22 protein-coding genes are annotated in these 18,901 nt (G+C 62.5%); 1 reads left to right on the forward strand and 21 read right to left on the reverse strand.

Annotated features, from left to right (window positions below):
* Window position 1 precedes the first annotated feature (1 nt).
* The 16 genes from E8M78_RS12280 to E8M78_RS12370 all read right to left on the reverse strand — a co-directional run bounded on the left by E8M78_RS12280 (window position 2) and on the right by E8M78_RS12370 (window position 13,682).
* Complete coding sequence (locus E8M78_RS12280) at window positions 2-3,814, reverse strand: glycoside hydrolase/phage tail family protein (protein WP_137135900.1); 3,813 nt, start codon at window positions 3,812-3,814, stop codon at window positions 2-4.
* Between the two features lie 230 nt (window positions 3,815-4,044).
* Entirely contained in the window at window positions 4,045-4,500 is a 456-nt protein-coding gene (locus E8M78_RS12290; protein ID WP_137135308.1) for an NlpC/P60 family protein, read from the reverse strand.
* Window positions 4,497-5,372, reverse strand: a complete 876-nt coding sequence (locus E8M78_RS12295) for a DUF2163 domain-containing protein (RefSeq protein ID WP_137135309.1) — start codon at window positions 5,370-5,372, stop codon at window positions 4,497-4,499. Before E8M78_RS12295 ends, E8M78_RS12290 begins: the two co-directional genes overlap by 4 nt.
* Window positions 5,369-6,007, reverse strand: a complete 639-nt coding sequence (locus E8M78_RS12300; RefSeq protein ID WP_137135310.1) for a DUF2460 domain-containing protein — start codon at window positions 6,005-6,007, stop codon at window positions 5,369-5,371. The genes E8M78_RS12295 and E8M78_RS12300 overlap by 4 nt, the downstream gene beginning before the upstream one ends.
* Window positions 6,008-6,010: 3 nt before the next feature.
* The gene (locus E8M78_RS12305) at window positions 6,011-6,589 is read right to left on the reverse strand and encodes a phage tail tape measure protein (protein WP_137135311.1); all 579 of its coding nucleotides are present in this window, start codon (window positions 6,587-6,589) and stop codon (window positions 6,011-6,013) included.
* 8 nt (window positions 6,590-6,597) lie between these two features.
* Window positions 6,598-6,828, reverse strand: a complete 231-nt coding sequence (locus tag E8M78_RS12310; protein WP_170973408.1) for a rcc01693 family protein — start codon at window positions 6,826-6,828, stop codon at window positions 6,598-6,600.
* Window positions 6,825-7,220: a gene transfer agent family protein gene (locus E8M78_RS12315; protein WP_246658303.1), complete on the reverse strand. Its 396-nt coding sequence runs from the start codon at window positions 7,218-7,220 to the stop codon at window positions 6,825-6,827. The genes E8M78_RS12310 and E8M78_RS12315 overlap by 4 nt, the downstream gene beginning before the upstream one ends.
* Window positions 7,220-7,627, reverse strand: coding sequence for a phage major tail protein, TP901-1 family (locus E8M78_RS12320; RefSeq protein ID WP_137135312.1), 408 nt, complete (start codon window positions 7,625-7,627; stop codon window positions 7,220-7,222). Before E8M78_RS12320 ends, E8M78_RS12315 begins: the two co-directional genes overlap by 1 nt.
* A 42-nt stretch (window positions 7,628-7,669) precedes the next feature.
* Window positions 7,670-8,077: a DUF3168 domain-containing protein gene (locus tag E8M78_RS12325; RefSeq protein ID WP_137135313.1), complete on the reverse strand. Its 408-nt coding sequence runs from the start codon at window positions 8,075-8,077 to the stop codon at window positions 7,670-7,672.
* A complete protein-coding gene (locus E8M78_RS12330) occupies window positions 8,074-8,412 on the reverse strand; it encodes a phage head closure protein (RefSeq protein ID WP_137135314.1) in 339 nt (112 codons plus the stop codon). Before E8M78_RS12330 ends, E8M78_RS12325 begins: the two co-directional genes overlap by 4 nt.
* Before the next feature lies 1 nt (window position 8,413).
* Entirely contained in the window at window positions 8,414-8,983 is a 570-nt protein-coding gene (locus E8M78_RS12335) for a head-tail connector protein (protein WP_137135315.1), read from the reverse strand.
* Between the two features lie 285 nt (window positions 8,984-9,268).
* Window positions 9,269-10,570 (reverse strand): phage major capsid protein, encoded by a 1,302-nt coding sequence (locus E8M78_RS12345; RefSeq protein WP_137135316.1) that lies wholly within the window; start codon window positions 10,568-10,570, stop codon window positions 9,269-9,271.
* A complete protein-coding gene (locus E8M78_RS12350; protein WP_137135317.1) occupies window positions 10,570-11,148 on the reverse strand; it encodes an HK97 family phage prohead protease in 579 nt (192 codons plus the stop codon). Before E8M78_RS12350 ends, E8M78_RS12345 begins: the two co-directional genes overlap by 1 nt.
* Before the next feature lie 27 nt (window positions 11,149-11,175).
* On the reverse strand, window positions 11,176-11,508 hold the full coding sequence (locus E8M78_RS12355) for a DUF6107 family protein (RefSeq protein ID WP_137135318.1): 333 nt from the start codon (window positions 11,506-11,508) through the stop codon (window positions 11,176-11,178).
* 319 nt (window positions 11,509-11,827) lie between these two features.
* A complete protein-coding gene (locus E8M78_RS12365; RefSeq protein ID WP_137135319.1) occupies window positions 11,828-13,018 on the reverse strand; it encodes a phage portal protein in 1,191 nt (396 codons plus the stop codon).
* A gap of 16 nt (window positions 13,019-13,034) precedes the next feature.
* Window positions 13,035-13,682: a hypothetical protein gene (locus E8M78_RS12370; RefSeq protein WP_137135320.1), complete on the reverse strand. Its 648-nt coding sequence runs from the start codon at window positions 13,680-13,682 to the stop codon at window positions 13,035-13,037.
* 219 nt (window positions 13,683-13,901) lie between these two features.
* On the opposite strand from E8M78_RS12370, the gene E8M78_RS23300 reads away from it, so the two are divergent.
* Entirely contained in the window at window positions 13,902-14,048 is a 147-nt protein-coding gene (locus tag E8M78_RS23300) for a hypothetical protein (protein ID WP_170973409.1), read from the forward strand.
* 182 nt (window positions 14,049-14,230) lie between these two features.
* Here the strand turns inward: E8M78_RS23300 and E8M78_RS12375 are convergent, their stop codons facing one another.
* The 5 genes from E8M78_RS12375 to E8M78_RS12395 form a co-directional block, all read right to left on the reverse strand.
* Window positions 14,231-15,634 carry a terminase family protein gene (locus E8M78_RS12375; RefSeq protein WP_246658304.1) on the reverse strand — a complete coding sequence of 468 codons (1,404 nt, stop codon included), beginning with the start codon at window positions 15,632-15,634 and terminating at the stop codon, window positions 14,231-14,233.
* A complete protein-coding gene (locus tag E8M78_RS12380) occupies window positions 15,594-16,193 on the reverse strand; it encodes a hypothetical protein (protein WP_137135321.1) in 600 nt (199 codons plus the stop codon). The genes E8M78_RS12375 and E8M78_RS12380 overlap by 41 nt, the downstream gene beginning before the upstream one ends.
* A gap of 257 nt (window positions 16,194-16,450) precedes the next feature.
* Window positions 16,451-16,885: a type II toxin-antitoxin system VapC family toxin gene (locus E8M78_RS12385; RefSeq protein ID WP_137135322.1), complete on the reverse strand. Its 435-nt coding sequence runs from the start codon at window positions 16,883-16,885 to the stop codon at window positions 16,451-16,453.
* Window positions 16,885-17,124 (reverse strand): type II toxin-antitoxin system VapB family antitoxin, encoded by a 240-nt coding sequence (locus E8M78_RS12390; protein ID WP_137135323.1) that lies wholly within the window; start codon window positions 17,122-17,124, stop codon window positions 16,885-16,887. The genes E8M78_RS12385 and E8M78_RS12390 overlap by 1 nt, the downstream gene beginning before the upstream one ends.
* 115 nt (window positions 17,125-17,239) lie before the next feature.
* Window positions 17,240-18,721 (reverse strand): protein adenylyltransferase SelO, encoded by a 1,482-nt coding sequence (locus E8M78_RS12395; RefSeq protein WP_246658305.1) that lies wholly within the window; start codon window positions 18,719-18,721, stop codon window positions 17,240-17,242.
* Window positions 18,722-18,901 lie beyond the last annotated feature (180 nt).

Genomic DNA, 18,901 nt, shown 5'->3' on the forward strand with positions numbered 1-18,901 from the left:
TTTAGATAACTCCCTGCTTTCTCACAATAATAACCTGCTCTCGAGCAATGCCCCGCGGTACCGCCCGCCCCAGCTGCGTCAGGCGCACACGGAAACTTGTTTGAATAATTCCGAAATCGCTCAATTCCTGAGAAAGATCATAATGATGAAGGCACGCATCGACCTCTGCCTGCGCCACCACGGCGCCAGTTGAGGCATGCAGTAGTTCCAGCCGATAGCGTTCTTCCGATTCATCGAGGGCTATGTCGAATGCGTCCCAGTCATCGGCGTTGGTGCGGCTCCGGCGCACCCAGCTGAAGGAAACGCCGTCCGACCGCCGTTCAGCCTTTAGGTGAACCGGCGCCAGCGGCGTCTCGGCGCGAAGGCCTGCGACAGTCTGACGCGGCCCGTAACGACCGGTCTTTGCGCCCACAGGCTCCACGATCCAGTTCAGCGCCAGTCCTCGTTCGCTCCCCGTCAACCCAAGCGGCACCACGGCCTCATCCAGCATAACCACCTGTGCGCCAGCCGCTGCTCCTGCCGCCATTGCATCCTCGGTCCCGGAGAGACCGCGCAGCAGGTTGGACAGCCGAAACCGTCCCGGTGCCACCTCTTGCGCCGTCGCAAAAGCCAGCACTTCCCAGGCACCGTTATTGCCCATCACCGCCAGACGGTTTTCGCCTGCCTGCACGGCGATTTCGCTCGCGGAAGAGAGTCCCCCGAACGGCAATTCCACCTCGATGGCCGACCTTCTGTCGAACCGCCCCCAGGCACCGGCCGCCAGCGGCGCACTCAGCCGTCCAATGCGGGCCGGTCGTTCGATCAGCACGCGGCTGCGATAGCCTTCCGTCGTTGCGGAACTGGAAACCAGCATGCGCGTCCACGGTTTGGCAAAGGCAGCCACGCGGGCAAAGCTTGCCGCCTCTCCATCCTCGAAGCGCGGCAGATCGAGAAAGGCAACGAGCGGCGAAAAGGCGTCGGAGGCGGCCATCGCACTCACCCGTTCAACCGGGGAAACACGGCTTCCGACAGCGGCAATGGACACATGCCGGCGCGCCTCCACCCGCCGCATCTCGCCATCCTCAATGCGGGTCACGAGGTAGATGCCGTCCGGACCATCGGTCAGTTGAACCCCATCCCCGGGCGTCAGCGTCATATCGGCAGGCGAAAGCGAGAAGCGGATGGAGCGGCGGGACAGGTGGTTGTCGCGCAGCAGCGCCTCCGTGGCGGTCTGCGCCGCCTCATCGGCCATGGCACCGGGAATGTCGGCCCGCATCACACGGTTTGTCATGCCGGGAATGCGGCGGGAACGTACGCTTGCCTGCTCGTAGTCCAGATCGGGGTTGGCAAAGCCCAGCACGGCCTCCGCTGCAAAATCGCTGTCATGGCCGCGCGTTTCGCTCCAGGCCGCCTCGCCTTCGCGCTCGGCCAGCACCTCGATTGTCTTGAACGGCACGCTTGTCTTGTTGCGCGAGCGGAAGATCAGCCGTCCCTCAACTTCCGTCACGTCGAGGAGAAAGCTTTCCACCAGCGGCGTCAGCATCTGGCGCGCAGAGCTGGTTTCTGCCTGTACATAGCCGGTCAGATCGCCGCAAACGCCAGATACGTCGAAATCGGTCAATCCATGATCGGTCAGGATGGCGGCAATTGTGTCGGCCAGCGTTCCCGCCCCCAGCCGTCCGGTCAACCAGTGCCCCAGCCGCCAGTTCTCGCCGTCGTTCCAGATGGATGTCGCCTGCGGAAAGGCGGGGTAAGGCCGCGCATCCCAGCTCCAGACGAAGATGTGATCCGCATCCACCATATTTGCCGGCGCGGCATCGCCCTGCCAGTAGGCGTGATGGGAATCGAGGAAGCGCCGCTGCATTGCGTCCGACCGTCCACCGCTGGAAAAGTAGGGCCAGCCGCTTTCGGAGGATTTCGGATCCACGAACAGGTTCGGCTGGTTCGCCCCCTTGTCGATGGCAGGGCAACCGAGTTCGGTGAACCAGATCGGTTTCGATCGAGGCACCCAGGCGGTCGGGCTTGGGCTCTCGGTGCCGCCTGTCCGGTCGAAGTGATGGCTCCCCCACCAGCCGGAAAGATCCTTGAAGCGAAACACCCATGGCTTGCCCGCCAGTCCATCGGTAATCGGGCTTCGTACGCGCGCTTTGCGGTCGGCCTCGCTGGCATAATACCAGTCGAAACCCTCGCCGCGCGTGATCGCACGGCTCATTGCCGCCACATCCTCGGCGCTTGTCATGCCGTCGGGGTTTGCGCCCATCAGGTCGCTATCGCGCCAGTCGCCAAGCGGCATGTAGTTGTCGATCCCCACGGCGTCGATCGCGGATGAGGCCCAGAGCGGATCGAGATGGAAGAACACATCGCCGGTCCCGTCATTCGGATGATAGCCGAAATATTCGCTCCAGTCGGCGCCATAGGTCAGCCTGACCGATGGCCCGAGCTTCGCACGGCAATCGGCAGCCAGTCGAACCAGTTCCGCCACGAAGGGAAAGCTGTTACCCGCCCCGCGCACGCTTGTCAGGCCGCGAAATTCCGAGCCGATGATGAAGCCATCCACGCCGCCCGCCGCCGCCGCCAGATCGGCGTAATGGAGCACCATGCGGCGATAGCCTTCTGCGCGATTGCAGAACTGGTCGATCTCGCTTGCAGCCTGCGCCGTCCTGTCGGGAGAGCCTGCCCGCCCCGGTGCCGGATGGCAGGTAATACGCCCACGCCACGGATAGACGGCCTGTTTCGATTCGCCATAAGGGTCCGGCAGCGTGTTGTCTTCCGCCACATCCATCATGATGAACGGATAGAGATAGACCTCGATGCCCCGCGCCTTCAGGTCGGAAATTGCCTGTTTCACGCTCTCGTCGGAAGGCGTGCCGCCATAGGCAGGCGCATCGTGTCTGCGGCTCACCAGATGCGCATCGGCCCGCTCGATGCCCGCCACGTTCCAGAGCATGCTCTCCCCGTCGCGCGAAAGGAATTCGACACCGGGAACGATCCGGCATTCGCCAGCGCGCAGATCGGTGCCAAACCAGCTGACAACGAGCGCCACACGTTCAAGGTTGGGGCACAGCGCCTGCAACTCGTCGAGGGATGCTTCCCAATCGGTCGCAGCCATACGGTTGTTGCGGTTGAGAATGCGGGCGCTGCCCTCACCGGTGTCTTCAGTCACCTGAACCGTCGCGTAGCCATGCTCGCTGGAGCCGGGAATGATTGTCACGGCCCGGATCTGTCTCTCCAACGCACCGATGGGTCGCACCACCTCGAACTGCAGCAGCGGAATACGATTGCCGAAATCGCCAAGCGGCAATCGCTCGAACACCACATAGGCAAGGCCCCGGAAGGCGGGTGCCTTGCCCGCCCCCTGCTTCGCCTCGATCAGCGGGTCCGGCAGCTGGTCTTCGGTGCCGCGGTAGAACCGCATCTGGATCGTCGTCAGGTCCAGTTCGCGGCCATCGGCCCACACGCGCCGCACATGCGCCACTTCGCCCTCGCAGAGACCCAACGCAATATTGGCATAGTAGGTAAAGCTCTTCACCTTCTGGCCGCCGGTCGCCTTGCCGCCGCTGCGCTCTGTGCGCACCTCTTCCTCGAAGCGCGTGGCCCAGATCAGCGTACCGCCAATGCGCATCGTGCCGTAAAGCCGGGGAATGCCGGTTCCCTCATCGGCTCCGGCCAGTCGCGCAGTTGCCAGTCGTGGACCCGTGACAGTTGGCGAACCGAGCAGTGCCCGGTCCACCGCCGCGCCCGCCAGCCCGCCTGCCGCGCGGCCAATCATAGCGCCCACGGGCCCGAAGACGGAGCCGAGAGCCGCCCCCGCCGCCTGAAACAGAATGGTAGCCATGGTTGTGAAGTCCTTGGGTTTGCAAAGATGTTGGTATCCGGGGCCTTCACCCCCCTCTGGTCTGCCGACCATCTCCCCCTCAAGGGGGGAGATCGGCAGGACGCGCTCGCTCGCCTTCTCTCAACTTCAAAGGTCGCCGCAATCTGAAACGTCACGAGCGATGAAGAGCCAACCACGAGTCGATCTCCCCCCTTGAGGGGGAGATGTCCGGCAGGACAGAGGGGGGTAGCTCAAACTCGAAGCCTGCTCTTTTCAGGCACCACCCCAAACCGGTGCACGGCCACGATCCGCCGTCGCCAGGCAGGCACGAGTGCGGAGCGCGTCACCGCCACCTGTTCGTAAGCGTGGATGAAGCTCGTCTCATCGGCCAGAATACCTGCATGTTTGGCCGCGCATCCCGCGTGCCAGCGAAACAGCAGCACATCGCCTGCCTGCATCTCAGCCTTCGGCACCGGCGCACCGAACAGCGTTAAAGCCGCTTGCAACAACCGTTCCTCGCCCGCCCGCTCGGCCCAGTCCGGCGCATAGGGCGGCACGGAGAGCGGCGGTTCGCATCCGTAAAGCTCACGCCAGACCCAGCGGATCAGACCGATGCAATCGCAGGCCACACCCTTCGTCGCGCCCTGATGCCGGTAGGGTGTGCCGATCCAGCTTTCCGCCAGCGCCACAATGTCAGCGCCGATCATGGAAACAGCACGCCGCCATCGTGCTGGCCGTCTGCATCGGCATAGGAATAGCTGAAATCGCTTCCCGGCATATGCGGAAAGCCGCGAAAGTTCAGCCCGTTGGCAAAGCGGGCGCGGCAGGTCGTAAAGCTCTTGTCGCAGCCAGCCGTCAGCACAACGGCCTCGCTCTCGGCCACATCGCGTTCCAGCGGCAGCCATAGCGTCAGCCGCCCAGCGCCAGCGTCCTCTGCCACATGCCGCTCGATCATAGCGGTCGAGCCATCGGCAAAACGCACACTTCCCTGATCGAAGAAACCGCTCGCACGCTCCCCAAGTCCAGTCACCGTCAGATGGCTGCGGTCGTCCTGCTCCGTCACCGTTGCGTTTGCCTGAAACGCGGCCAGCGCCACCCGGCATCGGCTGTCGCCAAGGCTTGCATCGCAGCGACGGCCATAGACGCGCCCCTGCGGCTGGTCGAGACGATGCGCCATACTGCGCAGTTCGGCGGTAAAGGCCTCTCCGGCTCGCGTCACCTCACCGATCTCGCGCACATCAAGCCGGGTCAACTGCGAAGGGTCCGCCCAGTTCACCAGAAAAAGCTCCACCCGCGCATGGTCGAACGCGCCGACAGCCAGATCCTCCTCGGCGATGGTGTCACTGGAAAAGCCGCCCTGCACCTCGCCCGCATTGGCGGCCATGCCGCTTGCGGCCTCATTGTCGCTGGCAGAAAAGCCACTTGCGGCGCGACAGACTGTGCCATCCACAGTCAGGTCTTCGTCATGATCGGTAAAGCCCAGCTGCACGCCATCGGCACGCGTCACCCGCCAGGCATGACATGTGGTCGTCGCGTCCCCGGCCAGATGCGTGGCGAGTTCCTTCGGTAGCGTCCTCATGGCAGGATCTCCTGAATGGGAATGGCCGGAATTCGGCCAGCATTGAAGGCGGAGAGGTTCACGTCGATCCGGTCAGTATCAAAACGCACCGGCACGTCGAACTCGAAACCGGCGCGGATTTCGGCCGCCTCCGGCGGCACATGGGCAAGAGCAAATGTCACCATTCCCGTCGCTGCATCGAGCGTGAAGTGGTCGGAGGAAACCTCTTCGCCGTCCACGCTCAGCCGCACGGTTCCCGCCACCGGCTTGGCAATGGTTCGCCGCGTCTCGCCCCCGTCATCGCCATAGGTCTTTATCAGCTGGAAGGTGCGCTGCACGCCATCGCCCTCGCCAATCCACTGGTCGTCGGCGCACACGGCCCCGGTCGGCCCGCAGGATTTCCAGTCCAGCGGATCGCGGAAGCGGAAGCCATAAAGCTGGCCCATCCGCGCCTCGAAAAACTCCAGCACCTCGTAGAGATCGGCAATCGAGCGGACACCGGAACCGGCATCGTAAGCCCGTCTGGCATTGCGCCAGCGGGCATTGCGGTTCTCGCGCCCGTTGGACAGGTTGACGATATCGGTGCGCCGCACCGGCCCGCCACTCGTTCCCAGCGCCAGCCGCAGCGGAAAGCGCACCTCATGAAATCCGGTCATGGTTCACACACCCCGCCGTCCGCGCGCCACGCTGCGGGCCAGCATGGCGGTAATCTGGCCCTCGCTGCGCTTGAAGCTTGCCGCGTCCGTCGCCGTCACGTTGAACACGATCTGCCCGGAGCCCCCACTTGAACCACCGGACATCGCCACGCCCAGCGCCCCGTCCGCCCCGCGCTTCAGCGGCAGAATGGCCTCGGCCCCTGCTTCCCCCATCAGGCCGGTCGCGTTTCCCCCCATGGAAAAGAAGCTTGGGCTTCGCACCACGCCACCATCGGCAAAAGGCGTCACCTTTCCGGCCCCGCCCGAACCAAGAGAGCCCAGCAGGCTTCCCGCAATGCCGGACATCGCGTTCTCCAACGGCTTCAGGGCCGCAGAAAGCGCAATGTCGCTCAGGCGCCGCCCAAGCCCGCGCAGCACATTGTCCAGCCCCTTGCCGTTCAGGGTGGCTCCCTGCAAAGCGCTTGAAAGCGCCGAGCCGAAGCTTTGGCTGCGCGCCTGCAAATCCTGCATCGAGCGGGAAAGCGCCTCGCTGGTGGAAAGCGCGTCATCCAGTCCACGGCCTGTGGAAACAGTGTCGGTCATCGGTCACCTCAGTCGGAAGAGAATGGCAGGTCGGGAAAGGCGGCCATCAGCGCCACAAGCCCTGCGCGGTCCAGTCCGGGCGGGCGGGGACGATAGGCACCCGCCATACCCATGAACTCGCGTGGCGAAAGCTGCCAGAAGATGTCGGGAGGAAGCCGCAACAGGCACAGCCCCACATGCAGCACGCCCGGCCATCCAGCCGTCGCGCCGTCATGCGGGGCGCCCGTTGCGGCGCTCAAGGGCGGGGAATTGGGTTCCCTTGTGCGCCATCCGTCATGCCATCAGTGAAGGCCGCCTCCAGCAGTTCGGTGGCAATCCGGGCGCAGGCGGCCACCCCGCCTTCCACATTCATGTCGGCCACCTCCTCGTCGGGAAACAGATTGCCGCCGCCGCGCAGACCCGCGCCGATCACCCGCACCAGATCCTGCGCCTTCAGCCGTCCCCCGGCAAAATAGGCCGCCAGCTCGGAAAGATCGGCCACGCCGAAAGCGGTTTCCAGCTCGGCCAGCGCGCCCAGCGTCAGGCACAGAATGCGCCGCTCGCCATCGATCATCGCCTCCACCTCACCGCGCTGCCGGTTGGCGCGGCGATGTAATCCCGGTCCCTTGTCCGTCCTCTCGATCATCGTCATCAGATGGCTCCGAACGTCAGTTGACCGGCGGATTCCAGCGCAATCTCGAACCGTACCTCGCCATTGTGCTCGCCGGAATATTCCAGCGATGTGATCTGGAAGGGACCGCTGATCGTGCCGAAGGAGGGGATCACCACCTGAAAGTTCAGGATACTGCCAGAGAAGAAGGCGCTGCGGACAAGCGCGTCGGAGGTCTGGTCCTTGAATAGTCCTGCCCCGTTCAGCGAGGCGCGCTGAATTCCCGCCCCACCCAGTAGCTCGCGCCAGCGTCCGGCACTCTCGGCGTCGGTAATGTCCACCGTTTCGGCATTGAATGCCAAGCGTTTGGAACGCAAGCCCGCCACCGTCTGCCAGCCTGCGCCATTTTCCACCTTCAACAGAAGGTCACGTCCTGCCTGTGCCACCATTGCAATAAATCCCTGTTGAATAATCTGGTTCTGAAAAAAGTCTCACATCTCTTCCGTCACGCCCCGCAGGTTCACCTCCGCCACCTGCGCCTGTGTTCTCGCGTCCTGTCTGTGGCGTATGCCCGTCACCGTCAGGTTCACCAGATGCTGGTTGTCTCCCAGCGCCAGCTCCGTACGATCCAGCAATATCGCCACCTGAGCGGCCAGCCTTTGTGCTTCAGCGCGTCCCTTCCCATCGGACCAGATTTCCACCGTCAGCAGGTGCTCCTCCGCCACTTCGGTACCGGTGGAATAGTCGCGGCTCTCCAGTGTCCCGTAGGTAATTGCAGGAAGGCTTACACGCCCTGCAATCCGGTCCCTGAAGCCTTTGATTCCTACGGTTGAAAGAAGTTGCATATCGCCTACAAGCTGCTCGTGGATCGCCTTCAGAAGTGCCTGTCCACCTCTCATTGTGCTTCCTCCTCACAGAGGCACGAAAGCATGCGTCTGGTCTCGTCAGGATCGCGCACAAGGCGAATTCGAAAGGCTCTTTCGCCTGTGCGAAACCGCTGACCGGCGCCGATGCCCTGGCGATGACGAAGCAGAATCCGGTGGGTCACCACGGCCCGTTCGCCCCCTGCCATGTCGGTGAAGGATGGGCTGGCAACGGGCTCAATCCGCGTCCACACCTCACCCGCCTGCACCCAGCCGCCAAGGCTGCCGCCCTGTCCGTCGCTCTCGTCGTTCGGCACTTCCAGTGTCAGGCGGTGGGTCAGCTGGCCGGGGTCCAGAGGCAGGGCGCTCATTTCAAAGCCTCCTCATGCGGAATGGTGCCACCAGCCGGTCATAGCCATCCGGCATCGCCCCCGGCTGCTGATCGGGTGAAAGAACGCCGCGATGGGCAAACATCAGCGCGATATGGGTCAGCATGGCGCGCTTCAGCGGGTCCGGCACATCCGTGCCAGCCTCGCCGAAACCGGCGGTGAAATCGATCTCGATGCCGTTGATTGCTCGACCAGGCTTTGGTGGATCACGCAGCCACAGCCTTGCCGGACGCGTTTGTCCATCCAGCAGATGGTCTTCAAGCGATGGATGAGAGGCCGTTCCGTCTTCGGCGTAAACCGTCACTGCCTCAATGGCTTGCACCGGTCCTCTCGCAATCTGAATCACGCCGTCCTTCGGCCATCGGTCGAGATAAAGCCGAAGCGTCTGCTCGATCAGGCATAGCCCCGTCTCACGCTCCAGATGCTCGCGGGCAATGGTAATCAGCTGCGCCAGAAGCGCATCTTCTTCCGTTCCGTCCAGCCGCAGATGCGCCTTCACCTCGGCAAGCGTCAGCGCCTCCGCGGCTGGCGGATCGATCAATGCATAGGTCATGGAAAATTCCTTGTTGGGATAGGTAAGAGCCGTCCGACGCGTCGAGAGGCAGCACCCCCTCTGTCCTGCCGGACATCTCCCCCTCAAGGTGTGTGTGGGGGGGGGAAGATCGACCCGTGGTTGGCTCGCTATACATCGCAACCTCACAGATTGCGGCAATCGCTGAAGCTGCGAGAGAATGTGGGAGTGCGTCTTGCGGATCTCCCCCCTTGAGGGGGAGATGCCTGGCAAGGCAGAGGGGGGTAAGCCAAGGATTGAAGCGGAAGAAGCTCCCCCCACCCCGTCTTAACTCGCGGAAAACTTCACCAGCTTGATTGCCTCGAAGTTCTGCACGCCACCGCCCACGCGCTTGGTGGTGTAGAACAGCACATAGGGCTTGGCGGAATAAGGATCGCGCAGAATGCGCACACCTGCCCTGTCCACCACCAGATAGCCGGCCTTGAAATCACCGATGGCGATGGAAAGCGAACCGGCGGCGATATCCGGCATTTCCTCGCCTTCCGCCACCGGAAAGCCCATCAGCGTCGCGGCCTGACCTGCCGTTGCCGGCGGACGCCACAGATAGTTTCCATCAGCATCCTTCAGCTTGCGAATTTCGCCCTGTGTGCGCCGGTTCATCAGAAAGGTGGCGTTCTGGCGGTGTCCCGCCTTCAGCGCATAAATGGCGTTCACCAGCACATCCGATGCACCGGACGAGGCAAAACCGCCCGCCTGCCCTGTTGCCACATAGCCGAGCTTGCCCCAGGCCCAGGCGCTATCGGCTGCGGTGTCATAGGCCAGAAAGCCCTTCGGTCTGTTCACGCCATCGCCGCGAATGAAGGCGTCGCCCTCCTGCTCCGCAAACACGCTGTCCACCTCGCTTGCCAGCCAGCTTTCAATGTCCACCGCCGCATCGTCCAGCAGCGTCTGGCTGGCGGCAGGCATGGCGTAAAGCTCCATGGTCGGGAAACTCAGTTCTGCCAGTTGTGGCGAGCCTGTCTGCGGGCGCGCCGCCGTCTCGGCAACCCAACCCGTTGCCGGGCCGCTCAGCGCAAACGGCTTCTTCAGCACCGTGGTGGAAACGGTGCGTACGGTGGAAAGCGCACGCATGGGCGAAACTACGCTCAACCGTCGGCCGATCTCGGTGTCCGTCTCGTCCGGCACCAGATAGCCGCCATCGCTGCTGGAACCTGCGCTCATCGCCTTGGCCTCCAGTTCGCGAAGCGCACCCTCGTCGCCACGGCGCACATAGGCCTCGAAGGCCGCCTTGTGTTCAGCCGCCTCCGGCCCCGCCTCGCGTGCGCCTCCCAGCGCCGGTCGCGCCTTTTTCAGCGCCAGCTGGTCGATCACCCGCTTCTGCTCGTCCATGCTGCGGTTGATGCGCTCCAGCTTCTCCCGCGTCACCACATCGGCGGTCAGCTTCTGCTCGATTTCGGAAAGACGGCGGTCGTTGACTTCCTTGAAGCTTTCGAAAGCCTCCATGAATTCGTCGAAGGCCGCCGTCATCGTATCCGGCCCAGCCTTCAGATCCAGCAAGGCCTTCACCTCCGGCTGCGCCTTGGTTTCGGGTGAAGCTGTCGGCAAAGCGTTCAGGGCAATATCCTGCATCAAATTTTTCCTTTCAAAGGGCTGTTCAGCATGGTCTTGGTGGCCCGGCGCATGGCGCGCACGAGTTCGGTGTCACGGTCGCGGAAAAACCGCGCCTGCTTCACGTTGGAAATCCTGGCCGATGGCAGCATCGGAAAGGTCACAACGGAAATTTCCCAGAGGTCGGCTTCCAGAATGCGCCGCACGCCGCCGTTGACATCACTCCTGGCGCGCACGGTGCGAAAGCCGATAGAAAGCCCGTCCAGTGCGCCGGTCTTCATCAGCGCATGCACCTCGCGTGCACGGGCCACGCCGGGGGCCAGCTTGCCCTCCACGTAAAGCCCGCGACTGTCCTCACGGATCACCTCCCACGCGCCGATCGGCTCGTTCGGGTCGTGCTGGTAGAGCATGCGCACACCCTTGGCCCCGCGCTCCACCAGGCTGTTGAGAAAGGCCCCGCGCTCGATCACGTCCTTGCCGAGATCCACCTCGCCAAACACGCTGGCATAGCCGGAAAAGCTGCCATCGCCACCGAGTTCGGATAGGGTGAGGCTTGCAAATTTGCGCACGGTCGGGCGTGGCCCGCGATAAGCGTGCATGAAGGTCTCCTGCGAAATGGAATTGCTTCAGGATTGTTTTTCGGTGTCAGGCTTGGCTCCGAACCGGCCTGCCATGCGCACCAGCGCGCCCAGCACCCACCAGGCGGAAAGGCTGGCGGCAGCAGAGCCGGAAAGCGCCGTTTCCAGCGCGGTCAGCTGGCCCACCAGTCCCAGCCGTTCAGAAAGCCATATGCCCACCGGCGCGCCAAACATCACGCCGCAGCAGGCGCCGGTCAGAAAGCGGCTCACCGCCTCCTTCCAGCTTTCGGGCAGAAGATAGACGAGCGACACCCAGGCGCCCGCCGTCGCTCCCACCATGCGTGCGGCCAGCATGCCGCCATCGTGGCCAAGGTCAGCCATCGTCGTTTCACCTCTGTTGGAATTTGGGATTGGATATTGGAGGATAAGTACCCCCTCTGGTCTACCGACCATCTCCCCCTTGAAGCGGGGGAGATTGGCAGGAGGCAAGCGCTCGACCTCTCTCATCTCTACGCGCACCGCGATCGGTAGCTTCGTCAGGTGCAAAGAGCGAGCCACGAGTCGATCTCCCCCCTTGAGGGGGAGATGTCCGGCAGGACAGAGGGGGGTAAAGCGGCCACAGAAATTGGCGAAACCTCAGTCGAGCCAACCCCTTACCCCCAGCCCCTCACAGCTTGATTCAGCCGCTTCAGAAACTGATTCAATAGCCCACGGCCTGCCGCTTTTCCTCATCGGTGAGAAAGCTCGCAGAGCCGATGCGGCTCCACAGCGCCTCGCGCTCGGCAGAAAGTCCCGGCAGCTGGTCGAGGTCCGGCTGCAGCCGCAGCGGCTCGCCATAGAGATCAGAGAACCAGGCGGAAAGGCTGGCGGCGGTTCGCATCAGAAGCGGCACCACCGTCAGCCGGAACAGCGAGCGGTTCGCCTCCTGATAGTTGGCGTAGGTTATGTCGCCGGGAATGCCCATCAGCATCGGCGGCACGCCAAGTGCCAGCGCAATGTCGCGCGCGGCCCCGTTGCGGGCGGCCTCGAAATCCATGTCCTTCGGGGAAAGCCCCATCGCCTTCCAGTCCAGCCCGCCTTCCAGAAGCAGCGGACGCCCCGCATTCACCGCCCCCTGATAGCCTGCCTCCAGCTCTGCCTTTAGCCGGTCATAGGCGTCTGGCGAAAGATTGCCGCCATCCTTCGGCTGATAGACCAGCGCGCCCGATGGACGGGCCGAATTGTCCAGCAGCCCCTTGCTCCAGCGGGCGCAGGCATTGTGCAGGTCGATTGCGGCACCGGCGGAACCAAGCGGCGAGAGCCCGCCATGGTCGTCCAGCGGGTGAAACAGCTTGAGGTGCAGAAGACCCGCCCCCTCTTCCGTGAAAGCTGCAATACGCCGCACCCTGGCACCCACGCGATAGTCATAGGCGACAGGCCAGCCATCGCCGCCTGCCACCACGCTCACGCGGTCGGGCCGCAAGAGATGTACCTCGCGAAGCTCCCCCGCCAGCACCAGCGGCTCCAGATAGGCATTACCGGACAGAATCAGATGCCCGAACAGCATTTCCAGAAATTCCGGCCCCGCCTGCCGCGCATTGGGCCGTGCCAGAAGGTTCAGCGCCGCATGGGTCTCCAGTTCCCGCTCGCCGGAATAGACCAGCCAGGGGGCGCTCGCCGCCGCTTCCGCCACCATGCGCACGGCACGATAGGCCACGGGGTTTCTCATCAGGCCATGGCGGGCAAGGCTGGCATAGCTGCGCCCGCCGCCCGGATTTCCCCTCTCGCCGGTCAGAAGCGCCAGACCCGCACCTGCTCCCAGTCCTGCCCCCGCCACTTGCGCCTTCCGCTCGGAAGCGGTCACGGCTTTGCCCTTGCCCGTGGAGCCCCACGGCCATCGAAACAGGTTCATTGATGTCTCCTTAAAATCAGCCCAGCCGCAAACCGATGGCGGTCGCGAAGATTACGCCAAACAACCCTATCTCCTCGGCGCGGTTCAGGCCGTTTACCACACGCCGTGCGCCCACCCAGTCGCTGGCGTGATCGTTGAAAAAGTCGCACAGTGCATAGCCGGTAAATTTGCCGGCAATCATGCCGTCGAACAGGATCTTTACTGCCCGCTCCGGTTCCATCGCCTTCTCCGGCGCCCCGTCTATGCCATAGGTGCGGTAGTTGTCGCGCCCGGTAATCTGCACCAGGCCGCGCCCGCGAAAGCGCCAGCCATCGCCGCTGTCGTCGCGCCCATTGCCCATGCGGTTGGAATAGACCCGGTTGGCAATGCGTTCCGGCTGTCGGGCAAATTGCTGTTCCTCGCCGGGCAGGAAATATTTGGAAAACACCTTGCGCAGCCCTTCGGCGGAATAGTTCAGGTTCTCCTCCACCGGCTGCATGGCCCCTCCTGTCTCGTGGAAGGCGGTCGCCAGACAATAGGCCAGAAAGCGCGGATCATGCTTGGCGTACTTCGTTTCCCAGGCGCTTAAGAGCACCTCATGCCCAGCCCTTTGCGCATCGGTCAGCTTTCCCTCATGCAGTCTTGCCCGCACCTGATCGAAATAGCGGGCTCGTTCAACTCTCATGCGAAATCTCCATGAACGTCTGCTCGCTCAAGCTGCTGCGCCGGTGTTAACCATGCTTGCCTCTTTCTGGCAGAACTTATGCAAAAGTTTCAATCGATTTTAAAAATTGCTAATCGGTTTAGGTGGTTAGCCCCCTATTTACTTCCCGCTAACTGTGTGGAACCAACAGCCAGCGCGGCAGTTATCTGTCCGGCATTCCATCAGAAGGAGATCATGAAGATGCAGCAGCCAGTTTCTGTTCCGACCGCTGCCACCACGCCGAAGCAGCAGATCCCGCAGCATTTGGTCGATCGCCTCGAATCCGAATGGCGCCAGATGCGCGAAACCGCTTCCGCACCGGTCATCTCCATCCCGGTCAAGCGCTAATCGCTTTTACATAAAGAACATCGGCTGTGCCGCCTTGAGAAGAAGGCTGGCATTCCCAGGCATACCGATGCGATAAATTCTTAACTTTGAAGCCGCTGCCTCTTTGACCTCAGAGGCGCGGCTTTTTTGATGGATCTCGCTCCCCGTTCAGAGGCCGGATGCAGGCTTCGATGGCGAAAGCCTCACAACCCTCTCACCCTCGGCTCGCTGCTTCCCTCCAGCATCAGCGCCGTCAGCGCCCAGACCAGCCCATCCAGCCGGTCGGGAGAACGCCCGCCGGAAAGTCCGTCAGGCCCGAAATCGCACATCTGGTCTTCCAGTGCGGAGAAGCGGCCTGCATGGGCCACCCGCCCCTGTTCATAGAGTGCGGCAACCGGCTCGGCGCGCAAAAACTTGCCCCTCGTGGCCCGCACCTGTGTCAGCGGCAGCGTCTCATCAATGCTCCTCAGCATGGCCGCCACCATCTCGCCGCCCTGGTTTACCTCCGCCACCACCCGATCGGCGGAAAAGCGGCGATAGGCCTTTACCACCTCCTGCGCCCATCCCGCGGGGCTCAGGCCAGTGGCGGAACAATCGGCCAGCACCACGGCGCGGCCTGTCTGTTCCACGCCCGCCACCACGATGCCGCAGACGGAGTTCTCGCCGGAACCGCTTGGTGGGTCCACCGCCACCACGATCCGCCGCAACGCGCCGGTAAAGCGAATGCGCAGCGTGTCGAGATCGGCCCGCTTCCACAGCGCGTCTGGCCGGTCGTCGATCAGTTCGCCATCCAGTTCCTGACGACCCAGACGGCTGCCGCCGTAGCGCGCCTCCAGCCCTTTCACGAAGCTGGGGGAGAGATTGGCCGCATTGTCGCGGGTGGAAATCCGCACCAGCCGCGTTGCCTCTTCTGCAATCAGCCGCCTTAAAACCGGCACCGGCCTTGGCGTTGTCGTCACCAGCTGGCGCGGGTCGCGCCCAAGGCGCAGACCGAATTGCAGCATGTCGAATGTTTCCTCGGCATATTTCCATTTGGCCAGCTCATCGCACCAGGCAAAGTGAAACTGCGGCCCGCGCAGGCTTTCCGGATCTTCGGAGGAGAAGATCTGCGCGATTGCGCCGTTCGGCCAGACGAGCCTTCTTCGGGAAGCCTCGAAATCCGGACGTCTTTCCCGCGCTATCCGGCAGATACCGGAAACGCCATCAATCATCACCTCACGGGCATCGCCCAGCGTTTCCGCCACCAGAGCGATGCGAAGTTCGCTGCGCTGCCCGGCACTGGCCAGCGCATGCACCCATTCGGCCCCGGCGCGTGTCTTGCCGGAGCCTCTGCCGCCCATGATCAGCCAGGTGCGCCAGTCGCCCCTCGGCGGCTTCTGCTCCGCCCTGCCGGAAAGCGCCCAGTTGTGGCGTATGCGCAAGGCATGTCGTTGCCACAGCGCAAGCTCTCTCTCGTCAAGGCTTGCCCCTTCCTGCACAACACTGCCTTCGCACGACTTTCCGGAAGAACGGGCATCGGCCAGCATGTCGCAAAGATCCCAGGCCTGCTTAAGGTTCGCCAAACGCTCATCCCGAATCCGGTTCATGCCCTGCCCGTATGTCTGCATCGTTTCCGCCACATCCTTCGTCAAGGGCGGGTGGATCGGCCCTCGCTGCACCGCCCCCGCCGTTGCCAGCGCCTTCACGGCGCTTCCAGTCGTCAAACAATTCGCGGGCGCGGTCTTCGATGAGTTTTTGCACTTCATGCACAGCCTCTTGATACCCGTTCTCGTTTGCCTGGCGCTCCTCCTCCAGCTCAAGGTCGCGCATCAGTTGCCGCTGCAGGCTGTCCACCTTCTCGATGGTGGCAACAATCAGCTTCACCGCATCGGTGGCGGCCTTCAGGTCAGCGCGGGCCAGCTTCTGCGCAGCCTCATCCCCCGTCTCACACAGTTGTGCCGTCTTGACGCGCAAATCTCGAAAAGCCGCAAATTGCTCGCGCAGCTCCTGCATCATCTCGGCCAGAAGCGCCCGCTGCTCCTGCGCTCCGGCTGCGGCATCGGCACTCTTCAGCTCCAGCAGAACCGCATCCGCCTGCGCCCGTACAGCCTGCGGCAGGGCGCTGCCCGCCTCCTCGAAACCGAACAGCGAAAGATCGATCTCCTCCAGCGCGATTGTTGCACGCATGGCTCGCCACCTCGCTAACATCCCTTATGCTTCCGGCTGAAAAACAAACGGCCCCGGTTTTCACGAAACCGAGGCCGCCGACTGGAAGCTGTTTATAAAACTGATCATGCGACCCAGCGCCTCAACCGTTCACTACGCTCCCCGTGGAGCCTCTGCGAACCATCGTGCCAGTCGCAATTCTTCGACTATGCCCAAACCCTATCAAACGACCGTCACGCCGTCAAGGATTATTTTCCTATTTTTGATTCAATCAAATCCTACCAACCAATATCGGTAAAAGCGAAATCGTTGCCCTTATAGGCAAGTATGGTGCGATAGGCTTTGGCGCAAGCGTAAGACAGGCAATCCCCCATGTTCAGTTTGGCGGGATGATTGACGATCTTGCCGAATTGCTGCGCCGCATCCAGCGCCTTTGCGCCCACATCCGCCGAGATCAGGATCTCCTTGGCTTCCAGATCCAGAAAAAACTGATCGACCACCCGCCGCGTCTCCTCCAGCATTTCAGGCGTTGCCGGCTTGTCGCGGCCGGTCGCTTCCGCTCTGCGTCGCGTCAGTGCAAAGCACGCTTCAAGACGCACGATCGGTGAAACGTAGAAAGGGCCTTCATGCTGAGCGAGGCGGTCCAGCAAGTCATCGCGATCCTCTTCGTCCGCAAGGATTGCCACAACCACAGAGGCATCGATGAACAGCATCAGGCCTCGCCCCACATCTCGTCTGTTTCCTGCTTGTGGTCGCCCGCCGCATAGGGACCAGTCTCGCGCGCCATTTTGAGAGATTTCGCAAGGCGTTCGCGAATGGGCAGGCTACCCTTGCGGGTGGCGATTTCTCGCTTCAAGGCGGCCTTTACCGCATCGACCTTGGAGGTCTTTGTCAGGCTCACAAGCTCATTTGCGAGCCTATCGACTTCGGGGTCTTTGATGTAGAGCGCCATGGGATATCCTTTGCTGGATATGAATATATCCTCGAAAGGATATCCTCACAAGAGAAAGCCCCCACCGCATCGGATTACCCGAAAACCGGCTTCCAGTTTCCTGGATTGAAATCGCTCACGTTCCGCAAAACGTCAGCCGCACCTTCTGCTCGTCCAGCGGTGCTTCGCGATACTCATCAAATTCGGCATGATCCGCGTAAGGCTCGGCCAGCGCCGCCAGCAGGCGGTCGAAGGGTTTGAGGTCTCCCTCCATGGCGGCGCGGATCGCCTGTTCAATGCGGTGGTTGCGTGGAATGATCGCCGGGTTGACGCTGCGCATCAGCGATGCCGCATCATGCCCTTGCCTCTCGCGCCCCAGCCTTGCCCGCCAGCGGGGCAGCCATTGCTCGGCCTTCTCCCATGGCATAAAGCCTTCCGTAAACGCGGCCTCGGCGGCAAGCGCCGCCTGCCCTTCTTCCGCGCCAGCCAGATCCGTCAGGCGGCGGAAGGTCAGTGTGAAGTCTGCCCTGCCCTCATGCATGGCAGTCATCAGATCCTGCACCAGTTCGGCATCGCCCGCCTCTTGCATGCCAAGGCCAAGCTTTTGGCGGAAGGCAGAAATCCAGTGTGACTGGAAGGTTTCGCCAAAGTTTTTCAGAACCGTGTTCGCCTTGGTCACGGCCTTTTCCTCGTCCGCATCCAGCAGAGGCAGCAGGCATTCGGCCAGGCGGGCGATGTTCCATTGGCCAATGCCGGGCTGGTTGCGATAGGCATAGCGGCCCTGCTGGTCGATGGAGGAAAACACCTTCATCGGGTCATATTCATCGAGGAAAGCGCAGGGGCCGAAATCAATGCTTTCGCCCGAGATCGTCATGTTATCGGTGTTCATCACGCCATGGATGAAGCCGATACTCAGCCAGCGGGCAATGAGTGCGGCCTGACGATCCGTCACCCGTTGCAGCAGCGCGAGATAGGGTTCCGGTCCGTCCTTCACATCCGGGTCATGTCGGTCGATCACATAATCCGCCAGTGTGCGGATCGCCTCATGGTCTTCCCGCGCCGCGAAATATTGAAACGTTCCGACCCGCACATGGCTGGCCGCCACACGGGTAAACACGGCACCGGGCACCGGCTGCTCGCGATAGACCGGCTCGCCGCTCAAGACGGCAGCCAGCGCGCGGGTGGCGGGAATGCCAAGTGCGGCAAAGGCTTCCGAAATGATGTATTCGCGCAGAACCGGCCCGAGGGCGGCACGCCCATCGCCCCGCCGTGAAAACGGTGTAGGCCCCGCCCCCTTCAGCTGGATATCGCGGCGCACGCCGTCCACATCCAACACCTCGCCCAGCAGGATAGCGCGACCATCGCCCAATTGCGGAACGAAATTGCCGAACTGATGCCCCGCATAGGCCATGGCCAGCGGTTGCGAACCGGGGGGCAACACATTGCCGGAGAAGATCGCAGCCAGCCGGTTGGTGTCCTTCGGATCAAGATCAAGCCGCAGATTTTTCGCCAAACCTTCATTGAATTTGATGAGGACAGGTCCAGCCACCGCTTCCGGATAGACGGAGGCATGGAATCGCTCCGGCAGGCGCGCATAGCTATTATCAAATGGAAACAATATCTTAACTCCCGAAATCACGTCGGCGACTTGCGCTGTACTGCACCCAATGTCCTCCATCGCAAATGGGGTGAAAAGCTTTATTCGCAAGGGATGAACCGGAAGCGGTCTCGTGCGTTATGGGCGCAGCAAAAGCTCTTCGATAACAAATGTGATACGTTGTTGCATTTCCGCTACAGC

The organism is Rhizobium sp. FKY42 (assembly GCF_005222835.1).
Taxonomy (GTDB): Bacteria; Pseudomonadota; Alphaproteobacteria; order Rhizobiales; family Rhizobiaceae; genus Neorhizobium.